General features: G+C 36.5%; 15 protein-coding genes and 1 tRNA gene. 7 read left to right on the top strand and 9 right to left on the bottom strand.

The genetic code is table 11. The features are described 5' to 3' along the window. Positions 1-15: 15 nt before the first annotated feature. Positions 16-774 (top strand): thioesterase II family protein, encoded by a 759-nt coding sequence (locus tag HN014_RS08675; protein ID WP_176028488.1) that lies wholly within the window; start codon positions 16-18, stop codon positions 772-774. Between the two features lie 174 nt (positions 775-948). Here the strand turns inward: HN014_RS08675 and HN014_RS08670 are convergent, their stop codons facing one another. The 7 genes from HN014_RS08670 to HN014_RS08640 form a co-directional block, all read right to left on the bottom strand. Beyond that, on the bottom strand, positions 949-2328 hold the full coding sequence (locus HN014_RS08670; protein ID WP_176028487.1) for an MATE family efflux transporter: 1380 nt from the start codon (positions 2326-2328) through the stop codon (positions 949-951). A 13-nt stretch (positions 2329-2341) separates the two neighbouring features. Further along, the gene (locus HN014_RS08665) at positions 2342-6706 is read right to left on the bottom strand and encodes a non-ribosomal peptide synthetase (RefSeq protein WP_176028486.1); all 4365 of its coding nucleotides are present in this window, start codon (positions 6704-6706) and stop codon (positions 2342-2344) included. A gap of 44 nt (positions 6707-6750) precedes the next feature. Beyond that, complete coding sequence (locus HN014_RS08660) at positions 6751-7464, bottom strand: VOC family protein (RefSeq protein ID WP_176028485.1); 714 nt, start codon at positions 7462-7464, stop codon at positions 6751-6753. Between the two features lie 73 nt (positions 7465-7537). After that, positions 7538-8647, bottom strand: a complete 1110-nt coding sequence (locus HN014_RS08655) for a Gfo/Idh/MocA family oxidoreductase (protein WP_176028484.1) — start codon at positions 8645-8647, stop codon at positions 7538-7540. A 107-nt stretch (positions 8648-8754) separates the two neighbouring features. After that, positions 8755-9891, bottom strand: a complete 1137-nt coding sequence (locus tag HN014_RS08650) for a saccharopine dehydrogenase NADP-binding domain-containing protein (RefSeq protein ID WP_217704368.1) — start codon at positions 9889-9891, stop codon at positions 8755-8757. Continuing rightward, on the bottom strand, positions 9852-13445 hold the full coding sequence (locus HN014_RS08645; protein ID WP_176028483.1) for an amino acid adenylation domain-containing protein: 3594 nt from the start codon (positions 13443-13445) through the stop codon (positions 9852-9854). Before HN014_RS08645 ends, HN014_RS08650 begins: the two co-directional genes overlap by 40 nt. A gap of 363 nt (positions 13446-13808) precedes the next feature. After that, positions 13809-13893, bottom strand: a tRNA-Leu gene (locus HN014_RS08640). 152 nt (positions 13894-14045) lie between these two features. On the opposite strand from HN014_RS08640, the gene HN014_RS08635 reads away from it, so the two are divergent. The 5 genes from HN014_RS08635 (at position 14046) to HN014_RS08615 (ending at position 18805) form a co-directional block, all read left to right on the top strand. Further along, complete coding sequence (locus HN014_RS08635; RefSeq protein ID WP_176028482.1) at positions 14046-14987, top strand: ribose-phosphate pyrophosphokinase; 942 nt, start codon at positions 14046-14048, stop codon at positions 14985-14987. Between the two features lie 25 nt (positions 14988-15012). Next, positions 15013-15606, top strand: coding sequence for a 50S ribosomal protein L25/general stress protein Ctc (locus HN014_RS08630; RefSeq protein WP_176028481.1), 594 nt, complete (start codon positions 15013-15015; stop codon positions 15604-15606). Between the two features lie 130 nt (positions 15607-15736). Next, positions 15737-16366 carry an aminoacyl-tRNA hydrolase gene (pth, locus tag HN014_RS08625; RefSeq protein ID WP_176028480.1) on the top strand — a complete coding sequence of 210 codons (630 nt, stop codon included), beginning with the start codon at positions 15737-15739 and terminating at the stop codon, positions 16364-16366. Between the two features lie 166 nt (positions 16367-16532). Continuing rightward, positions 16533-17465 carry a bifunctional riboflavin kinase/FAD synthetase gene (locus HN014_RS08620; RefSeq protein WP_176028479.1) on the top strand — a complete coding sequence of 311 codons (933 nt, stop codon included), beginning with the start codon at positions 16533-16535 and terminating at the stop codon, positions 17463-17465. After that, entirely contained in the window at positions 17462-18805 is a 1344-nt protein-coding gene (locus HN014_RS08615) for an HTTM domain-containing protein (protein ID WP_176028478.1), read from the top strand. Before HN014_RS08620 ends, HN014_RS08615 begins: the two co-directional genes overlap by 4 nt. A 51-nt stretch (positions 18806-18856) precedes the next feature. On the opposite strand, the gene HN014_RS08610 is transcribed toward HN014_RS08615, so the two are convergent. Further along, positions 18857-19747 (bottom strand): M12 family metallopeptidase, encoded by an 891-nt coding sequence (locus HN014_RS08610; protein WP_176028477.1) that lies wholly within the window; start codon positions 19745-19747, stop codon positions 18857-18859. 482 nt (positions 19748-20229) lie between these two features. On the opposite strand from HN014_RS08610, the gene HN014_RS08605 reads away from it, so the two are divergent. Then, positions 20230-21012 carry an alpha/beta fold hydrolase gene (locus tag HN014_RS08605; protein WP_176028476.1) on the top strand — a complete coding sequence of 261 codons (783 nt, stop codon included), beginning with the start codon at positions 20230-20232 and terminating at the stop codon, positions 21010-21012. Positions 21013-21019: 7 nt separating this feature from the next. On the opposite strand, the gene HN014_RS08600 is transcribed toward HN014_RS08605, so the two are convergent. Further along, positions 21020-21907 (bottom strand): LysR family transcriptional regulator, encoded by an 888-nt coding sequence (locus HN014_RS08600; protein ID WP_176028475.1) that lies wholly within the window; start codon positions 21905-21907, stop codon positions 21020-21022. Between the last annotated feature and the right edge of the window lie 227 nt (positions 21908-22134).

The following is a 22134-nucleotide window of genomic DNA, read 5'->3' as shown; positions in this document are numbered from 1 at the left end:
TCTAACTTTAATCGTGTGAAAAATATAGCAAAATGGTTCCCTTATGGAATCCCGGATACGAAAACTGCTTCTGTCAATGTCTTCTGTTTTCATTATGCAGGAGGAAGTGCAACCGCTTATAAAGATTGGGCACTATCAGATACTTCTGTGTCTTTTATTCCTATCGAACTCCCTGGCAGAGGTACTAGAATTATGGATCCCCTTATTGAGGATTTTTCCATATTGATACCGGAGCTGGTTACCATCATTCTTCCTTTTATTACTCCTACTATTCCTTTTTACTTTTTTGGTCATAGTATGGGGGGAGCTATTGCATTCGAACTGGCATATCAATTAGAACATCATCATCAGTTATCACCTGACAAGATTATTATTGCGGGAAGACATGCCCCACATATGCCTGATCCTTCTACCTTGCATAGTTGGCTCAATGATGAGAAGCTGATTGAGGAATTAAAAGTATTAAACGGAACGCCTAAAGAAATACTGGAAAATAAGGAAATGATCCAATTCTTACTTCCAATGATACGGGGAGACTTAAGACTTCATGAAAGTTTTACTTATAAAAACCAAAAAATTACTGCTTCTATTGTAGCGCACGCTGCCAATAAAGATAAAGACGCAACTAAAGAAATTATGGTGCATTGGAAAGAGGTTACCACCGGAGAGTTTGACATCCAAGAATTCGCCGGAGATCATTTTTTTGTCCAACAGTTAGGCAAAAATTATATCGCCCTTCTTCAAACATTGTTACAAGCAAACGTTATTGAATAACAAAACCGAAGCTTAAAAAAGATCCCCCCTTATCTATAAATTAACATTATTGATAAGGGGGTACATTAATTATTTCAATATTAAAGATGTAAATGCTCTAGGACTCACTCCAACTAACATTATTTCTTATGTAATGACACTATCTGTTTACCTTTAGACTGAGATAATTTACTGTCATGCATTCGCTCCTTGCATTAGGGGGACCTGTTTATCCTCTCTTAATCTTCTGAATTCCAACAACAATAATGTTAGTGTATATGCGATGATAACTGTATCGATTATAGTTGATCCTAAATAAATCCATTGAGTGCCAAACATTGCAGGAAGAATAAGCATCACTGGAACATAAAATATCAATTGTCTTACCAATCCAATCACAGCAGCAGGTTTTCCTTTATCAATTGCCGGAAAGAATGTCATTGCCATAAAAACAACCGGTAGTAGAGGGAGAACAGAAATAAATATTCTAAAATTGAAAATGCTTTCACTAGTTAAACTTCCTTGCTCCAACATCGTACTTAATACTAGTTTAGGGACTGCCATCATCAACAGCCAGAAAGGAAGTATAATCAACACTCCTGCAATGGTAAAAATCCAAAAACTCTTAATAACACGATGAAATTGTTTAGCTCCATAATTAATCCCAATAACGGGTTGCAGAGCTCTCATTAATCCATAGATTGGAGTCATTAAAAAGTTTAATATTCTAAAGGCAGCACCATAAAATGCTAATTCAAAGATTGTCCCATAAGATGAAATGGCATTAAAAATAACAATAGCCTGTACAATGGTCATTACTGTCATAATTAAAGATGGAACCCCCATAGAAAATATCGACTTGATAATCGCACGATCCCAATATATTGTTCTTGGAAATGACGGAAAAGAGGTTTTTTTACTTGTGAAATACAAGAAGCCCAGCACAGCATAAACCAACATTCCGATATTTGATGCCCATGCTGCTCCTTCTACTCCATATTCCATCACTACTACGAAAACATAGTTAAATACTGTATTAATCAACAACCCTCCAGCCATCATTACTGCTGCAGTTTTCATTTTACCTTCGGCTCGAACAACCATATTGGCAGCAAGCCCATATATCCAAAATAGCGAGCTTATTACTGTTATTTTGAAGTAAGAAACTCCAAATGCCAATGGAATCCCTTCCCCTCCCATCATCTTCACTAGCGGTTCTGCAAAAATAAATGCAGGAATCATATATATGGCAGTACCTACCAATGTCAAAGAGTTTAGGTTTCCTAATAGTTTTTTTTGTGTTGCTTCATCATTCATTCCCAAAGCAATGCTTAATAACGAGCCTGCTCCCACTCCTATCAAAGATCCTATCCCCATCGTAAAAGACGACAAAGGGTATACAATAGAAACTCCTGCCAAGGCTTTTTCCCCGACAAAGGTTCCTACAAAAATAGCATCTAACAGCACATTGAGTCCATATAAAACCATGGCAATTATTGCAGGCCAAGAGAGTTTCCACATAACCGGCCACATTTTTCCGGTAAGTATAAATTGTTTTTGTTTTTGATTATTCATTTGTATGGTTTGTTTATTGGTTTAGAAACGGTGCTGAGATTTTAGGCACTAAATCATCCAAATGAGGTGGTTCTATACATGAGAAGTGATCGCCTCCTATTTCCTCAACTGTCATCTCTCCCAGACACGCTTCTCTCCAATACGCAATTGTCTTCTCATCTGTTCCCGGCAAGAATCCTGAATTTCCTGCTGCATTAAGGAATCTGATATCTCCCATATATGGAAGTGGTGTAAACGTAGAAGCAAGATAACTCTGTCTATATACTTTGAATAAACCTTCTGCCATCTCAACTTCCATGTTTTCTCCTGTAATGCTAGCAATCGTATCTACATAGCTGGTAAATCGCTCTCTCATGGTACAATTTTCCAATTCTGTAAATAGTTCACTTACGCTAACAAGCCCTTCATCTCCATGCAATTGTCTTGCAGCTCCATCTGGAATTACACCTTTATTTTCTTCGATAATTTGTATAAATCCTCTGGCTACATCCATCGGATTTACCTCTCTGAATCCTGCCTGTACCATCGAAATATTCAGATTAGGGACAAATAGTGATTCTATTACCAGGTCATCTTTTACATCCACATATACTGGATGACTATCGATCAATACCATATCGACAACCTCTATCTCCTGCTCTAATAATCTTCTAGCGACCTCAATTGCGAATTGTCCTCCCATACAATATCCAATCAACTGCATTTCTTTATGTCCGGTCTCTATCAGGCGATTTGCATAATCTTCTGCTACTGATTCTATTAATTGATATGGATCGTGCTCGCAATACAAGTCTGTATCTTTTACAGTTACCCCTACTATAGGACCGTAATCTTCTTTTTTTAATTGTTCTAACATTGGCAGGAAGCAGTTCATTGTTCCGATACCTGCATGAAAAATAACTCTCAGAGGCCCATTCGTACTATCTCCATAATATGTTAATACACCATTACTCCCTGCTGTAATATCCTGTTCATCCGTAGAAGATTTATCTATCTTTCCTGCCCTTTTTTCTTCAATAAAAAGTGCCAAAGACTCAATTGTAGGAAAGTTCAGCATTTGTCTTAGCAATGCATCATAAGGAATTTCATTATACGTTACATCATCTCGTAATTGGTCTCTTAATTTCCCAGCCATCTGTGCCATCACCAATGAGTCTGCTCCCAAATCATAAAAGCTTTGTCTTTTTCCTATTGCGGAAATTCCTAATGTATCTTTCCATTGTATTGCCAAAGAACTTTCTAATTCATTCATGGAATCATCATCATGTGTCAGAGAAGCATTAGTATGAAAATCCGATGCCCAACGAGTGATCTCTTTTTTATTTATTTTTCCATTTTTTGTTACCGGAAGTACCTCTACAACCTGAATATGGGCTGGAACCATATATTCAGGAATTTGGGTTCTCACATATTGAATGAGTTCTTTTTCCTGATTTTCTTTTTGTGTCTGTATCACAACTACTGCAAATAGAGATTGGTTCTCCCTCCCTCCGGCAACTACAACTCCAGCTTCTTTCACATTATGATGTTTCACCAATGCAGCTTCTATTTCTCCAAGTTCGATTCGATGACCTCTTATCTTTACTTGATGATCTTCTCTACCTAAAAACTCTATCTCTCCTCCTGGAGTATAGCGTCCTAAATCTCCTGTCTTATACAATCGTTGTCCATCTACAGGATGAAAGAAAAAAGCATTTTCCGTTAATTCTTTATCATTTAAATATTCATCTGCTAATCCTACCCCTGTAATGTAAAGATCTCCTGTACTCCAAACGGGACAATCAGATAAATGACCATCTAACACTCTGAATCCTTGATTCGCCAAAGGTTTTCCATATGGAATACTACTCCAATCTTCTTCTATTCCCTGATATACATGGTGAATGGACCAAATAGCGGCTTCGGTAGCTCCTCCTAAACTTATCACCTCAATATCCGGAATGATATTTTTCATACTATCTGGTAATGTAAGTGGTATCCAATCCCCAGATAACAGCGCTAACCGAAGAGTCGATAAAACCGTATCTTTTTCTGCTTCTAAATACGTTACCAGCATCTGCATAATTGCCGGTACTGTATTCCAAACAGTAACTTCATATTCCTGAATCAATGTTGCCCAATGAGATGGGTCTGTTTGTCTTTCTTTAGATGGGATCACCAGTGTTCCTCCTACTGAAAGCAACCCGAAAATATCATAAACAGACAGATCAAAACCAAGCTGTGCCAGACTTAATACAGTATCACTGCTTGTTACCCCAAAACGATTATTGATATCAGTAATCGTATTAACAGCCGCTTTATGACTTATAACAACTCCTTTGGGAAGTCCGGTAGAACCGGATGTGTAAATTATATATGCTGGTAAAGAGGTATTATTAGTAACCTGTAAATTAATTACTGATGAAGATTCTATTGTTTCTACAGGGATAAGTGGAATTGTATTTTCTATATCTTTCCAGGTTGTTAAATTCTCTTCATGAAGAATTGCAAAACGGATTTCTGCATGGTGCAACATATGGTTTCTTCTTTCTACTGGTTGAAAAACATCAATCGGCACATAAACCCCTCCTACTGAAAGTATCGCAACTGCTGAAATAATTTGTTCCATGCCTTTTTCTAAGGAAATTGCTATACGATCCTGAGGTTTGCACCCTAACTCCAGTAACTTATTTGCTAATGCGGTAGCTCTTTTTCCTATTTCGCCATAGGATATCTTTTGCCCATTATCAATAACTGCAATCGCTTCTGGTGTGTTTTTAATACTTTCTACCAACTGATGATGCAGTGTTTTGTCTGCTATATCTTTTTCTGTAGCATTAATCGCATTTCTTTCTATGATTTGCCATTCGGGTAAAGCAACAACTGTTCTGTCTTCCCAGCAATTTTTGTCATGCACCAGCTTTCGTAATACCTCTGAAAAAGCATGAAACATATCATCAATTACTCCTTCTGGAAAAACACCTTCTCTAATATCCCAATTCACATGTAGTCCTTCTACCGTATCCATTGCCTGACAATCAATAAATACTTGTGGGGTCTGACTGATTCCATGACCACTCAATTTTCCTTTTATCTGATTTCCTTCTTCCGGATTGGTTAATCCAATTGCACTGGTAAACACATAAGGCATTAATGCTTCTCCTCTTCCTCTCTGGCGTGTAATTTCTCTTATTACCTCCACTCCAGAAAACAACCTGTGATCTAAATCATCAAACAATTGGTTACTGATTTTTTTTATTCTTTCCAGAAACGTTTCTTCTGATTTCCAGTTTATTTGTAACAAACTCACAGAAGTAAAATCTCCTACAATAGCATTAACTTCTTCATGCAATGGCAAGCGATTTAACACTGTAAGGTTCAGACAAAAATCCTTTGTCTTGCTCCACCGTTCAATTACTGCTGCATATGCAGTCATAACAACTGTTGTGGGGGTAACTCCTAATTGCTGACAGTATGATTTTAACTCGTTCCATTCTCCTGTAGTAAGTTTCACAAAACGCCTTGTAAAATGCCCTTTCCCGGAAGGGACATGGTTTCTTGCCATTGGGAGATCAGGAGCTCCGGGAATTTCCTGAATTCTATGCATCCAATATTGCTTGTCTTTTGCATAAGAAGTAGTTTCCCTCAGTCCTCTTTCTCCTATTAAATAATCTCTAAAACTTAAATGAATCTCTGGCAATACTGTCTTGGGATAATTGTATAGCTTTTCAAATTCTGACAGTAACATCCATATACTAGCCCAATCTGCTATTAAAAACTCTATTGAAAAATGAAATACGGATACCTTATTTGTACGAGTTACCTGAATATCAAATAGTGGCCATTGACTTGTTTCATATACACGATGCCCCATTTCTGTTCGAATTTCCTCCAATATAGCTGTACAAGTTGTTTCTTCTTTCCCCTTGGCATCTATATAAGTTACTTTAAACTCAGGTACTTCTTCCAACACTTGTTGGTATCCTTCTTTATCTATTACAGCCCGAAGCATTTCGTGTCTGGCAATTAATTGATTCCATACCTTTTCCGTTTGTAAAGGATCTAAATTATCATAGGTGAGTTCCATATAAATATGACATGCAACCCCCCCGTAATTAAACACTTCGTTTCTTCCTAACAGATAAGCAGACTGCACATCTGTTAGTGGAAAAGGGGTATATTTTTTTTCGGGATTTGATACAATTGTCACTTGTTTTTGTTCTGCCTGAAGTAAAGAAATAATTGCTTCTTTGTGCTGTTTTAACTCTTCTATATCTTCCTTTTTCAAGACCCCTTGTGGTGCTTTATAACGAAGTTTTCCTCCTTCTTCCCACAATTTAATTCCTTCATTTCTGAGTTTTAGTAATAAATCTGCTGTTGTAATAGTGTTTGTTAACATGGCTTGATGTGCGTTTAAAAAATGTATTTGTTTTGGAAAGAAAGTCAAGAGGTTTTAAATACTGCTCCGTGTAATAATTGAGGGTCTAATTCATTTCGCAACCCTGTTAGCCCAACTTCAAAAACTTTCGTCTCTGTATCTGGTATGGTTTTGATAAAAGGAGTTGTTCTTATCAAATGGTGAAATTCTTCAGTATATGTACTATCGACACCCATCTTAACCCAATTGATCTTCGTAGCTCCATTTGGGTGTTTGATTTTTTCAGGTTTTTGAGGGGAATCATATCCAGAAAAAACAAAAGGAAATCCTGTTGCATTTGGACAAAAAATACTGTACTTTATTTTTACTCCTTCCGGGCTAACTCTTTTGTTTTTTATTATTCTGGAAGAGCGAACTCCTGTCTTATCCATCTCTTTTTTTATGGCTTTTAAATCAACTGGAGGCATAAAAGAAGTAGCAAGTATTGTTTCTTGACTCTCCAAAGCCATATCGCACCACCCCTCAGGGCTTTTAGACCATTTAGTCCATCTATCCCCTGCTCCCCGACCGTAAAACATCTTTAAAGGGTAACTTAAGACCTCAAATTTTTTGGGCAGCTGAAAGAATTCTATATAAGGTCCCTCTTCAAACCACAGCAAGGCATTATGTGCTTTTTCTTTCCGGCTTCCCCAAATTAGAGAGAAACCTAATTTTGTATAATCTTCTACTAGTTTATGGATATTATCTACTTTGCAAAGGATGTGACTACATTGTAACATAATTATTATTCTTTATTATATAGGGTATATGATCCAATCCGACAGAATACTTCTGCTGTAGTAATGTCTAACACTACCTTTCATACAAAAGTTCTGCCTGACTCTTTTCTTCTCCTGCTTCTAATATGGTCGATACAGATAAAGGCTGGTGTACACTATTTGGTACCATAGAAGGATACCCCAACATGTTTGTTATATCCTGCCACTGTTTGGAAATTAGCAGTTCATTTTGTGATTTAGTCTGAAATTTTGTTCCCGTGACAATTCCTTCCTTAATTTCTAATAAATCAACTCCGATAGCAGCAGGCCATTGTTTGGTTAATATCTCCCTGTAGCTTAATGGTGTATGTTTTCCTAATATTTCTACACTATTAGCAGTAAGGAAAGAGGCTTCCGCTTCTGATAATTCTTTCATCGTACCAACATCTTCCGGGACGTGCATTCTTGGATTCCAGACGACTGGTCCATGCGTATCCGTTAATGATAAACTCCCTCCTTCAAAACCAATGGTAATCCGATGTAATAAATGCAAATGATTATCTGGATCATTAGGATTTACTTCGTTATGAACTCTTAAGATCAACGGAACTCCTCCTACTACTCCAGTTAGCACCTGAAAAGGTCCTTTTGTTTTTGAAACTTGATCCAGACTCCAGGGACGGGTGGTTGTCAATGCTTCTGATAAAATATGTAATAACGGGTATGACACTTGCGATGCGTACGCTGCTTCTATATATATTGGTTTTTGTTGTTTTGACAAACTTCTACAACAAGTAATAAACCGTCTAACTTCAGGCAGGTGTATATAAAGATCCCCGGTTCTAAACAGAACTTTATTCTTTTGAGCTGCCCGTAAACAAGCTGCCAGGTCTTTATGATGAACCGGATGCTCCTGGAGCACATGAATTCCTTTTTCTAATAAGGTAAGAGATAGTTTTGTTCCTTCTCCTCCCATTACTCCTGATCTTAGAACCACACAGGCTAAATCAACAGTATCTGGTATTTCTTTAATACTTGTTAATAGTGGTACCCCATATTGTTTTGCACATTTTTTAGATCGATCACTCCCTCTGGATAACAGACCAACAACCTCGAAATGATCTTGTAATATTTTTAATGATGCCAGATAAAACTGACCAAATGTAGCACCACAAACAATCGCTTTTAGTTTATTAGGTTTCATTTACTTTTATTTATTATTTAATAGACCTCTTTTCTATCAAAACCAATAGTTTTATTGTATTTGATAAAAAAGCTCCCTATCTACAATCAAAATCTTATTTCTTAATTCTAGATCTCCCCTTCCACTTCTTCACATAGAGATTCGATAGATGCTTCTAGTACTATAAATTGTTTTAATATCCCTGAGTTCTGTAAACGCTTTATTATTTTTTGAGGTTCGGGAATAGATGCCGCTGGACCAATTCCCGGGGTAACTTCTTGCTCTAACACAGCCATACTCACAAGAGCCGTTATTGTACCCGTTAATTGGGAAACATTCTCCGTTTGTAACAACGCTGTTACTGTTTTATCTGTAGTATCTTTTAGTCCGTCTAATTGTAATAATATATTACAGTATGATTTCCTACCTTCTAAGTCTAACGCAGCTGCCATACATAACTTCTCTACTGCTTTCACAGGGTCATTTTCAAACTGTAGCCGAACTTCATTAAGTACTTCCGGAGCATGTTCTCCATCGATCACTAAACTCCAATCTCCATTTACAAGCTTTAGCGCATTAGCCACCAACAATGATTCTTTATCAAAAAAAGGAAATACGGAAACTTCTCGAGGAAAAAAGGGAAGGTGTACTGCAGATTTTCTTTTTGAGGCAGTTTGTCGTTTCTGACCATCTCTCCATGCTGCCAATGGTTCATTTGATGTGTCCAACACTCCTACCAGATAATCTTCTGCTCCTGAAGGAGTAAACGTATCCAGAGCTCCTGTATACATTTGTAATGAAGTTACCGAATCAAATTCTGATGCCAACCATTGTGGCAAAATTCCGGTTAATCCAGGGGTCATTCCTGCTCCATATCGGATACAGGTCTCTGCGTCGATAGCATTCATCTCCTCCAATACTTTATCAATTCCTGCATCTACCAAATGACAATTTAATGACAAGCATACTTTTGCTACTCTGGAAGACACCTTATGAGAAGGACCAACACAATTGACAATGATTATACAATCCTTTGCAAAATCAGCAATACTAGTATCATTAAAGACATCGACATACGACCACCTGACATCCGGGAATTCTTTTTTTAGCTTTTCTCTAGCTTTTTCAGGATTCCTGCCTCCTATTTTTAATGGATATCTATTCCATTTTTTTAATATCTGTACTGCTGCTATTCCGACAGCTCCGTATCCTCCTATTACTCCTATCATATCTCCCCTTCTTCCATTAATTCCATTGTTTCGCATAGCTCAGAATATTTATCCTTTATGATCGCTGCTACATCTCTTAGCTCAGGAGTTTCAAACATTGCTCTAAGTGATAATTCTATCTCATATCGTTCCTTTACCATAGCCAGGAACCGGGTCGCCAACAAACTATCACCTCCAATCTTAAAAAAACTGTGGTTTCTGCCAATATTAGTTACCTGAAGTAGTTCCTGCCACATAGAAGCTATTTCTGTTTCCACACCTTCTTCAGGGGTTTCTTCTATAGAAATTTCTTCCTGGAAATCAAATGATTCAGCAATAGACAGCCTGTCAATTTTTCCGTTAGATGTCAATGGAAAGACAGGTAGAATTGCTATTTGTTCCGGTATCATATGCTCTGGAAGCTTGCACGACAATTCTTCTAAAATCGAGTTTGGAAAAAGTAGTTTTCTATCCTCTGAACTCTGTGCTTCTATTATTTCTGTAAAAGAATCAGGAATTCCTTCATATTGTACATCTAGCAACCCTTTTTTCACAAAAAACTCACTCCATTGTTTTCCTGTCAGCATTGGATTATATCTGACTTTTCTTTCATATTCAAAATCTACATACCCTCTATCCAAAATAGAAGAAGTCACCATCGCTATCGGACTCAATGCCGCATGTTCTAATGCTAATATTTTTCCTCCATTATTAACCAATAAAGTTGCCAGTCCAAGCCCTTCATCAATACATTCATATCTATGCAGTGCATTAATCGCTAGAACAATATCAAAATGGTATCGGTACGCTTCGGTTATATTGTTTTTATGTATTTTTTGACAATCTACATAAGAAGAAAACTCCCTAAGGTTTTGTTTTGCCATTGCAATCATTGAAGGAGCGGTATCAAGTAATGTGCAATGCATTTCTTCTGCTGTTAATTGTTTGGCTAACCGAACTGTCATTACTCCTGTTCTTCCTCCTAATACAGCCACCCGTACTGGTCTCTTTTTGGAAAAAGATAATTTCTTAATTTTTTCAGCAATTATATCTATTCCCTTAATAGTTCCAGGGTCATTTACGGATAGATACTCAGGAGACAAAACGGCATCATCTAATAAAACAGCTGCTTCTAGTTTTCCTGCTAAAATTGCTTTATAATCCAGTATTCTTTTTCCTAACTGTGCTCCAACTTTTACTAGTAACGAGGAATCGTTTTCTGTTTTCTCTGTCAGCTTCTCTGATACCTTTTCGTAGACCTCATAGAATCTTTTTCCGGGTTTATAAGAATTGCCTTCTAAATACAGTAATTCCCTAGTTAATAACCACTCCATCCACATCTGTACTACTCTATGGTGTTCTTCAGAAATATCAAGCGTAGCGATCGGGTTCCATTGTTCTTTTTCTAGTAATAAATTATCTATTTTCAGCAATCGGTATAAAAACATTTCTATTACTTCTGATTGCTTTGTAATTTCTTTTTGTCTGAATTTCTGGATTGCACCAGATACTCCTTTTTGTTCGGAAGAAACAGTTCCTTGTGGAAGAGTAGAAACAACTGCTGCTACCAGGTGCTGTACCTGTTCTCTTGACACGACCGAAGCAATTGCCTGATCGATTCCTTCATTTTTTTTGAGCGCTACTTCTATCTCTCCCAATTCTATTCTATACCCTCTAAGTTTTACCTGACGGTCTTCTCTCCCTAAAAACTCCAGAGTACCATTTTCCCAATAACGTCCTAAGTCTCCTGTTCTATACCAACGTTGCTCCCCTTCTACAATAAATCGTTCAGCTGTAAGCTTTGGATTTCCCAAGTAACCTCTAGCAACTCCACTACCTCCTATCCATAATTCTCCAGGAACTCCATTGGGACGATCTCTTCCCAATGAATCTACTACCCGGTAGCATTGGTTCTCCAGCGGGGTTCCATAAGGAATTGATTTCCATCCTGAAGCCACCTCGGTTACCGGAAAAACATTGGACCAAATAGCTGCTTCTGTAGCTCCTCCCAAAGCAAAAAGTTTTGTTTGTGGCGCCACCTTTTCCAAACATTCTAAAAGGTCTAAACCAACCCAGTCTCCTGAAACCATTGCCAATCTCAGCGAAGACAGTTCACTTTTTTCTACATTACTAATCAATAGCATTTCTAACAAGGCCGGAACAGAATTCCATAAAGTTACTTTATGTCGTTCTATCATCTCCCGCCAAATGGTCGCCTCTCTTCTTGTTTGCTCAGATAATAAAACAAGAGAACCTCCCACTGACAATAATCCAAAAATGTCATATACCGATAAGTCAAAATCCAATGCTGATAAGGCAAGGGCTTTGTCTTTTTCTGTCACTAAGAACCGCTTATTTATATCTTGAATAGTATTATAGGCTGCTTCATGTGTAATTTCTACTCCTTTGGGTGCCCCTGTAGAACCTGATGTAAAAATGACGTAAGCTAATTCATCGGTTGATATATCTACAGATGTCAAATCAAATACCCCATGATTCAAATCTGTTACTGAGATTGTCTGAATCGCCGGATATCCTATTTTCTCTTCATATTCGGGAGTAACAACTACATGTTTAATCTCTCCTATTTGGTGAATTGTTCTCTGTCTTGATATCGGTTGATTAACCCCAATAGGAACATAAGCTGCCCCTATTGATACAATTCCCATTACGGCTATAATCTGATTGGGACCTCTGGGAATTGTAATTCCTACAAGATCTCCTTTTTTTACCCCTTTGGCTTGTAAGGTTGCTGCCAGAGAAAGTACTTTATGAGCTAATGCTTCATATGTCAACTGCTCATAATTTCCTTCTTCATTATAATATTGTAAGGCTATATTTCTAGTTGGTTGTAAAAAAAAGTCGTGATGTAACGTCTTTTTTACAATAGGTATCTGGGTATTATTTATCGAGTTCCTAACTTCTCGTTGGTTCACTGGTAAAATATCTGGTAATGGTTTTTCCCATTCTTCATCTTGTAACCAGTCCAGTAAAGATATCCATGAAGTAAACATTTCATGTACCTTTCTCTCTTCGAAAAAACGAGAATCAACTTCCCAACACACAGTTATTCCTCTATCATTTTCTACAATCGAACACAAAAGACCTTTTTCATCATTTTCTACCTGAGGCATTGTCCACAAATTAGATCTAATACTAATAGGAATGCCATTTTCTGCATCTACTGCTCTTATTTCATTCTGTAGTTGCTCCTCTATGTATTTTGTTATCGTAATCCAGGGCGTTTTTTGAACAATCAGTACCTGCTCTGCAAATGGGAGATCTTCCTCTGAAGGAAGAATAGACGTTTCAACTAAAAAAGAGCTTTGGGAACTCCATCTTTCCAAAATCGGGATCAAACTATTTAGGAATAGTGAACACAAATCTATTTCATATTGCTGTGCTTTATTTTTTAAACACTTCCAATCCGAAGATGTAATCACATGTTCAAAAGAGAAAAAGGAAATACCAACCCCTCTCTCTCCTAATTTGTCTGTTTTGCTTTGAATATTTTTTATTTCTTCAGACGTAATATACCCTATAAGAGGAGGTATATTCTTTTTTCTTGATATAACATTTGGGGTCTTTGATTTCTTATTATCATGCATCATTGTGTAAAGAAAAAATAGAAAGTTACTTTAATAATTTTATGCTATTGTCCTGCAAATGAAATCATTGAGTGACTAGGTTTTAAAGCGTAATTTAGAATGGCTTTAAATCAAAAGTAAAAATTAAAGCAGCGCCTCTTCTACGTATGACGGAATATAACCTACGTAAAGAGGAAAATGCATGAGAAACGACATAGCTCCTCTAAAGAACAGTGCATTAAAGTTTCAGAAAGTGAACATTAGTATTCTATACTTTTAATTGGGAAGAATTAAGAAAATAAAAGTATGATGAGGCAGAATAAATTGACCTTGTGAAGATGTCTTCAAAAAACAAAAAACCTTCTGAAAACAGAAGGTTTTTTTATCTGGTACTCGAGGTGGGAATCGAACCCACACTCCCGAAAGAACTGGATTTTGAATCCAGCGCGTCTACCAATTCCGCCACTCGAGCATCTTATCGGTCGGCAAAATTATAAAAATATTTCTTTCTTTCCATAAAATAAGTAATAAAATAAGAGTTACTCTTCAAATAAATTTATAAATTTGCAGCTCGTTTTTACAAAAATTAGTTTTAAATAATTACAACACAACACTTTAAACCCTATGTCAAAAACAGCAATTGAGGCAAAGTTTTTTGCATGTAGTCAGAGTACAGAGTTAGCAGAAAAAATTGCAGCTTCATATGGTGCCACATTAGGTAATGTCATTACGTCTACTTACAGTGATGGAGAGTTTCAACCTTCTTTTGAAGAATCTGTAAGAGGAGCCAGAGTTTTTATTATCGGATCAACACATCCGAACTCTGATCATTTAATGGAAATGTTATTAATGTTAGATGCCGCTAAGAGAGCTTCTGCAAGACATATTACTGCTGTTTTACCATACTACGGATGGGCTCGTCAGGATCGAAAAGACAAGCCGAGAGTTCCTATCGCTGCAAAACTAATCGCTAAAACGTTAGAGACAGCTGGAGCTACACGAATTATCACTATGGATTTACATGCAGCTCAAATTCAAGGATTCTTCGAGAAACCAGTTGATCATCTTTTTGCTTCTACTATATTTTTACCATATCTACAGTCTCTGAATTTAGACAATCTTACGATTGCATCACCTGATATGGGAGGATCAAAAAGAGCATACGCATACTCCAAAGCACTGTCAAGTGACGTAGTAATCTGTTACAAACAGCGAGAAAAGGCCAATATAATTTCTCATATGGAGCTTATTGGAAATGTAGAGGGAAAAAATGTGGTTTTAGTTGATGATATGGTAGATACTGCCGGAACATTGACAAAAGCTGCCGATGTAATGATTGAAAGAGGTGCAAAAAGTGTTCGTGCAATTTGTACACACCCTATCCTATCAGGAAGTGCTTATGAAAGAATCGAAGGATCTAAACTGGAAGAGCTAATTGTAACCGATTCAATCCCATTAAAAAAAGAATCTAAAAAAATTAGAGTTGTATCATGTGCAGATTTATTTGCCGATGTGATGTACCGAGTACACCACAACGAATCAATCAGCTCTAAATTTCTTATGTAATTAATAAACATTAATATATATCAAAATGAAGTCATTAACAATCAATGCATCTCAAAGAGAAAGCGTAGGTAAAAAAGCAACTAAAGCCTTACGTAATGCTGGACAGGTACCTTGTGTTATTTACGGTGGAGACACTATTGTACACTTTTCAGCACCAGAAATTGCTTTTAAAAACTTAGTGTACACTCCAGACGTTCATACCGTGGAAATTGTATTGGATAATGGAACAACCATCAATGCTATCCTTCAGGATATTCAATTCCATCCTGTAACAGACAAAATCTTACACATTGATTTTGTTCAGATCTTTGACGACAAGCCAATCACAATGGAAATCCCATTCGAAACTACAGGAAACTCAAGAGGAGTTCGTGCCGGAGGGGTATTGCGTTTCAACTTACGTCGTATCAAAGTAAAAGGATTAGCATCAAAGCTTCCTGACGTAATTCAGGGAGATATTACAGAGTTAAGAATCGGAAACAAATTATATGTTACTGATGTAGCTAGTGAAGACTACACAATCTTACACCCTGACAACACTGTTATTTGTCAAGTGAAGACATCTCGTAATGCTGTTGCTGAGGAAGAGGAAGAAGGAGCAGAAGAGGATGCTGCATAAGCAAAATCTTAGTTTATATTATTAAAAAGAGCATTCTGAATATCTTCTAAGATCAGAATGCTCTTTTTGTTTTTTAACTATATTTCTATAAACTTATCAGATCATTTTACCCCCTACCCAAAACATCGATATGTTTTCCTTTTTAAAAAAAATATTTTCCAAACAACCCCTTTCGGAAACCTCAGAAGATCTCATGAAAAAATTTCTAATTGTCGGCTTAGGTAATATTGGTCCTAAGTATAAAAATACCCGACACAATATCGGTTTTAAAATACTAGACGCCCTAGCAAAAGAAGAAAACATCTCTTTTGAAACTGAAAAATTAGGGGATATTTCTAAGTTCAAACACAAAGGAAGAACGATTACGCTCCTCAAGCCAAATACATATATGAATCTCAGCGGAAAAGCAGTCAAATACTGGTTAACCAAAGAAAAAATAAACATTGAGAACCTATTGATTATCACTGACGATATCAACCTGTCTTTTGGTACTATTCGTGTAAAAGGAAAAGGAAGTTCCGGCGGGCATAATGGACTAAAAGATATCGAAGCCCAACTAAACACCTCTGCCTACCCAAGGTTTCGGTTTGGCGTAGGTGCAGATTTTCACAAAGGCAGACAAGTTGATTACGTACTGGGAGAATGGAATTCAGAAGAAGAAGCTGCTATGCCTGAACGACTTGATAAAGGAACTCAACTAATCAAATCATTTATTTCGGGAGGGCTAGCCAATACAATGAATACGTTTAACGGAAAATAATACGTTTTTTCCCAACAATTCATTAATTTTATCCAATTATGTTTAAAATAAAACACATTCGCTACGCAACTAAACACACCTACCCCAAAAGCATATGGTCGTTTTATTTTTATGCTACTTCCTGTGTTATTTTCCTTTATCTAAGTTACACTAAAATCTACATTTCTTGAAACGCTACGACTCCGCCGATACATATGACACTTCTATTCCATCCGTGGTTACCATTGGGACTTTTGATGGAGTACACATCGGTCATAAAAAAATAATAGAGCGCCTGGTAGAAACTGCAAAAAAAAACGATCAGGAATCTCTGATTCTTACTTTTTTCCCACACCCAAGAATGGTGCTTCAAAAAGATACCGGGATCAAATTGATAAATACGATAGAAGAACGTATTCAGATTTTGCAAAAGACAGGATTAGACAATTTAGTCATTCACCCTTTTACCCAGGAATTCTCCAGACTAAAAGCCGGAGAATATGTAGAACAAATACTGGTGGATAATCTAAATGCCAAACACATCATCATAGGATACGATCATCGATTCGGAAGAAACAGAAACTCTGATATTAATGATCTGATCAGCTATGGAAAAACGTACAATTTCTCAGTGGAAGAAATCAGTAAACAAGACATAGAAGATGTAGCAGTAAGTTCTACCAAAATAAGGCATGCTTTATTAGAAGGAGATATCACCAAGGCAAACAAATACCTTGGATATAATTTTATGCTTACCGGAAAAATTGTAAAAGGGAAAGAATTAGGACGAAAATTAGAATATCCTACTGCCAACCTACACATTCCAGAACCGTATAAATTAATCCCAAAAAAAGGAGTTTATATCGTAAAATCAATTATCGATAACAAAACGTGTTTTGGCATGATGAATATTGGAAATAACCCTACTGTAAATGGTACTAAACAATCTATAGAAACGCATTTTTTTGATGCTTCTTTTAATTTATACGAAAAGAAAATACAAATCGAACTGTTAACCCGAATCCGAGATGAGAAAAAATTCGATTCTATTGAGGAGCTAAAAGCGGCAATGCAACAAGACGAAGATTTCTCCAGAGATTATATTAATTCCTTATTATGATTAACCGTTGGTTGTTTACCCATATAGATAACAGTCCTCTTATTGTATTTCGGATTATCTTCGGGCTATTGATCGCCCTCGAGGCTATAGGAGCTATTTTTACTGGATGGATTAAAAGAACACTGGTTGCTCCTGATTTTACATTCAACTTTATAGGATTTGATTTCCTACAGCCATTACCAGGAAATGGCATGTACTATTACTATGCAATCATGGGAATCTTCGGATTATTAGTCATGATAGGGTACCGATATAAACTTAGTATGAGTGCATATACTCTAATGTGGGCAGGGGTGTATTTTATGCAAAAATCCTCTTATAACAATCACTACTATCTGCTACTACTCTTATGCTGTATTATGATTTGCCTGCCTGCTGCTGATTATTACTCTCTGGACACGAAACAACATCCCGACAAGAAAAAGCTCAGTATGCCCAGATGGTGCTTATTACTTATCATTGGTCAAATGTGGATTGTATACACCTATGGATCAGTTGCCAAATGGTATCCAGATTGGCTTGATTTTACCGTTCCCAAAAACTTAATGGCCGCAAAAGCCCATTACCCTATTATTGGAAAGGTGTTACAAAATCACTGGGCACATGTAAGTATTGCTTATACCGGTATACTATATGATTTATTAATTATTCCACTACTCCTCTGGAGAAGAACAAGATGGCTTGCTTTTGGAGCAAGTATCTTTTTTCATTTATTTAATTCCATTGTTTTTCAGGTTGGTATTTTTCCATACCTGTCATTAGCATTCAGTTTATTTTTCTTTCCTAGAGAAGTTATTAACCGACGTTTTTTAAAGGAAAAACCGTTTTACACCAAAAACGAACTAATTATTCCTAAGTTCAGTACTATTATTATTCCTGTCTTTTTTATCTACCTTCTGGTACAAATAGCACTCCCTTTGAGACACTGGATCATTCCCGGGGATGTCTTATGGACAGAAGAAGGACACCGAATGAGCTGGCGCATGATGCTTAGAAGCCGAGCAGGAATTACTAATTTCTATATTAAGGAAAAAGACAAAGATGAACGTGTATTCATCAATAAAAGTGACTACCTATCCAATAAACAAATCCGAACAGTATCTACCAAACCTGATGCGATGTGGCAATTTGCTCAACGTTTAAAAAAAGAATATCATCAGCAAGGCAAAGAAATTGAAGTATACATCGATAGCAAAGTCTCTATCAACGGCAAAAAAAGACGTCTGTTTATTGACCCTGAAGTTGATATAGCCAATGTCCCGTGGAATTATTTTTCTACAAATCCATGGATCATAAAATACCCTAAAAAAACAAAAGAAAACAGCCTTCCTCATCAATAAGAAAAGACTGTTTTCAAAAATTAGGTACCCCTACCTAAATTAGTATAAAAATTATCTGTTATACAACGCTCTTATAACCGCCAAATCTCCTTGGCTAAATCCTGAATTAGAATTAGACAATCTGGATCTAAATGGTTTTCGATCTGAAGCTCTTATTACATCCCATTCTCCATTAGACTGTCTTCTTGATGGATACAACATAATAGAGTCCCAGTCAAAGCTACCAAAAGTAACCCCTTCTTTCTTATACTGGTCTCTCAATCTCCCCCTTAAAACGTTAGGGTTAACTGCGATATAATTATCCCTATCTGCTCTTTGATGTTCATGCGCCAACCCTATTGTATGCCCTAATTCATGCACAGTCGTAGCAAAAGAAGCCGAACTACTAATTGAAAAAAACTGTCCTGCTCCTCGCATTCCTACTTCAGCTGCATTTCCTCCTTGCTCTATAGAAATATAAAAACCATTCCCTTTTCCAAAAACAAATCTCAAGCTCGTTACCGACTCAATATACCTCATAGCACTAGCTACTTTATCTTTTACCGTCTGACTTGGGGGACCATAAAGGTTATCATATTGATAATACACAACCCCATTTGTCCATATTCTTGGCATTCCATTTTCCCCTACATTAGCTTTCTCATTTGCCACCATCCTTTCAAGACCTTCCTTAGTCACAAACTGATCTCTATTAATAATAAAACCTCTACCAGGTAATCTCTGTACCACAATCTTCTTTCCATTTATCTCAACCTCTTCATATGGTATATCCGGATACCCAATAGACACATCTGGTATATCAGCATCTATCGAGAACCCTTCTGTCAGTTCCGTACTTTCACTTAATTCAAAATTGTTATCTTTTTCGCAAGAAGTAAATAACACACTCACCCCTAGTAAACCTAGAGATAGCATCGATAATAGTTTTTGTCGTTTTTTCATCTTAATTATATTTAATTATCAACATTAAATGTTAAAAAAGAGGAAATCGTATAAAATTAACAATTGTTTTAAGGAAGTTTAACTTACAAAAAGAAACAAAAAACAACAAAACACTTAATTATTGAAACCATAAATATTTTTTCATCTCTTATTCCTTATTTATTTTCTTCATACGCCTAAAACGACTTTTCATACTTATTTTCGACACATTAATACCTTAGTTTGCATCATTTTAGCCTAGCATTCTTTTTCTAAACAGAAGACAACACCCCATAACCTCTGGATAGTAAATCAAGTTTTTACATTAATCTACCTTTTAACATTTAACGTCTTTTGTTTTGTTTTAATTAACTCTTTATTTTCCAAAAGACCGAGGAGGGACTCCGTTACTCTTTTTTATTCAAAAAACATATCTTTATAACATCAACTAAATTAATTCCATATATTACCTGCTCCATCTCAATAAACAAGCGCATATTTTCATGGCATCAAATCAAAGTAACGAAACCAAAGGATTAGCATTAAAAAAAATCAGTTACGCTCCGAATTCTCCCACTATAGTATTCCTTCATGATTCTCTGGGGTGCATAGAACTTTGGCGGGATTTCCCTGAAAAACTAAGCTCTTTAACCAAGTGCAATGTATTGATATATGATCGCCAGGGATATGGACAATCAAAAGCGTTTTCTTCTCCTAGAAGAACTAGTAATTACCTCGAAATAGAAGCTGCTATTTTAGCCCGGTTATTACGAGAAAACAGCTGCCAAAATGCTATTTTATTTGGACATAGTGACGGAGGGTCAATTGCCTTAATAGCCGCCGCCCAATACCCTGAGTTAATTTCTGGAATTATAACAGAAGGCGCGCATATTTTTGTAGAAGATATAACAATAAAAGGAATTAAAGATGCTGAAAAACTATATCGGGAAACCAATCTAAAATCTCGATTACAAAAATATCACGGCTCTAAAACAGAAGCTATGTTTTGGGCTTGGGCAAGCACCTGGACCACTCCAGAGTTCAGAAACTGGAATATCGAGCATTTTCTTCCGAAGATCTCTTGTCCTGCGCTTATTATCCAAGGAGCAGATGACGAATATGGAACCATAGAACAGGTTCAACGTATTCATCAACAAGTCTCAGGAACCACACGAACACACATTATCCCAAACATAAAACACACTCCTCATAAAGAAGCCCCCGAAATTGTATTACAGCTTGTAACTACATTTATCCATCAATATCTGTTTCCCAGCAAAAAATAGCTGATTTTCACCTCAGAAAACACTCTTTAAAATTGGCGATAAAATCCTGAATATACCGTTTAGACCGATCTTCTTTTCTCACCACCAAATAGTGCTTTCTCTTTAGTCCTTGTTTCAGGATTTTTTTGAAAATCAAATCATCTGGCAACACAAAAGAATTCGCACCCCATCTCGGCATACACATAACCCCCATATTAGCAGCAACCATTTCCAGAGACACCTCTGTTAATGGAATAGCTGATATCTTATATGGCATCACATGCCGAGGCTTTAAAAAATGCTCATAAACAGCAACTGTCTCTAAAGGATAAGAATGAATAATCAAATGCATCTCTACAAAAGAATCCGGTTCGAGGTAAGGCAATTCTGCGAATTGATTCTCTTTATGCATCACTGCAAAAATTTCATCTTCAAAAAATGCTGTACTCACTAATGAGTTATCTTTTGGTTTTGCTGTCACTATCGCGATATCTATTTCTCTGGAAACAACCTTAGAAATCGGTTGATGTGTTGCCTCCAAATCAAAATCGACTGTAATCTCCGGGTAAAGCAGCTTCATTTTCTGAATAAAACCCGACAACCCCTGATAAAAAGAATAACACTCAGTACTAATTTTTATATTTCCTTTAGAGCCTTCCTGTATTTGCGCTATATCTTGAAATCCTTTTTCTATCGTATCCAAAATCCGGTTTCCCAACTTATATAAAGCAACCCCTTCATCTGTCAATGTCCATTTATTCCTCGTTCTATAAAACACCTTAAACCCAAGTCGCTCTTCCAACTCTTTTAGCTGGTGACTCAATGCTGATTGTGTCAAAAAAAGCTTATCAGATGAATTCGCAAGGTTTCCTTCTTCCTGTATCGTCTTAATAAGTTTAAAATACTTAATGTCCATAAAACCAAATGTACAACAAACTCAAGTACTTTGATCATGAAAATAATTCAACTGTACTTTATAAAAAATCAAAAAAATCTCTTCTTTTTGACCTCATACATGTAGCCCTTTCCATATGTTTTTCTAAAAATTATTTCTTTCAGAAACATTCGTTTTTCCCTTTTTAAAAAAAAGGAAACTATTTTTCCTGTTAGTTTCTTTTGGATATAGTGGTTAAAAAATTATGT

The organism is Aquimarina sp. TRL1, assembly GCF_013365535.1.
GTDB lineage: Bacteria > Bacteroidota > Bacteroidia > Flavobacteriales > Flavobacteriaceae > Aquimarina > Aquimarina hainanensis.
The sequence above is the reverse complement of the archived record's forward strand: the minus strand, read 5'-3'. Positions and strand labels throughout refer to the sequence as shown.

Excerpts from the sequence above, each read along its gene's own strand:
- HN014_RS08670 (WP_176028487.1), bottom strand. The coding sequence starts at position 2,328 with ATGAATAATCAAAAACAAAAACAATTTATACTTACCGGAAAAATGTGG.
- HN014_RS08665 (WP_176028486.1), bottom strand. The coding sequence starts at position 6,706 with ATGTTAACAAACACTATTACAACAGCAGATTTATTACTAAAACTCAGA.
- HN014_RS08660 (WP_176028485.1), bottom strand. The coding sequence starts at position 7,464 with ATGTTACAATGTAGTCACATCCTTTGCAAAGTAGATAATATCCATAAA.
- HN014_RS08655 (WP_176028484.1), bottom strand. The coding sequence starts at position 8,647 with ATGAAACCTAATAAACTAAAAGCGATTGTTTGTGGTGCTACATTTGGT.
- HN014_RS08650 (WP_217704368.1), bottom strand. The coding sequence starts at position 9,891 with ATGCGAAACAATGGAATTAATGGAAGAAGGGGAGATATGATAGGAGTA.
- HN014_RS08645 (WP_176028483.1), bottom strand. The coding sequence starts at position 13,445 with ATGATGCATGATAATAAGAAATCAAAGACCCCAAATGTTATATCAAGA.
- HN014_RS08635 (WP_176028482.1), top strand. The coding sequence starts at position 14,046 with ATGTCAAAAACAGCAATTGAGGCAAAGTTTTTTGCATGTAGTCAGAGT.
- HN014_RS08630 (WP_176028481.1), top strand. The coding sequence starts at position 15,013 with ATGAAGTCATTAACAATCAATGCATCTCAAAGAGAAAGCGTAGGTAAA.
- pth (WP_176028480.1), top strand. The coding sequence starts at position 15,737 with ATGTTTTCCTTTTTAAAAAAAATATTTTCCAAACAACCCCTTTCGGAA.
- HN014_RS08615 (WP_176028478.1), top strand. The coding sequence starts at position 17,462 with ATGATTAACCGTTGGTTGTTTACCCATATAGATAACAGTCCTCTTATT.
- HN014_RS08610 (WP_176028477.1), bottom strand. The coding sequence starts at position 19,747 with ATGAAAAAACGACAAAAACTATTATCGATGCTATCTCTAGGTTTACTA.
- HN014_RS08605 (WP_176028476.1), top strand. The coding sequence starts at position 20,230 with ATGGCATCAAATCAAAGTAACGAAACCAAAGGATTAGCATTAAAAAAA.
- HN014_RS08600 (WP_176028475.1), bottom strand. The coding sequence starts at position 21,907 with ATGGACATTAAGTATTTTAAACTTATTAAGACGATACAGGAAGAAGGA.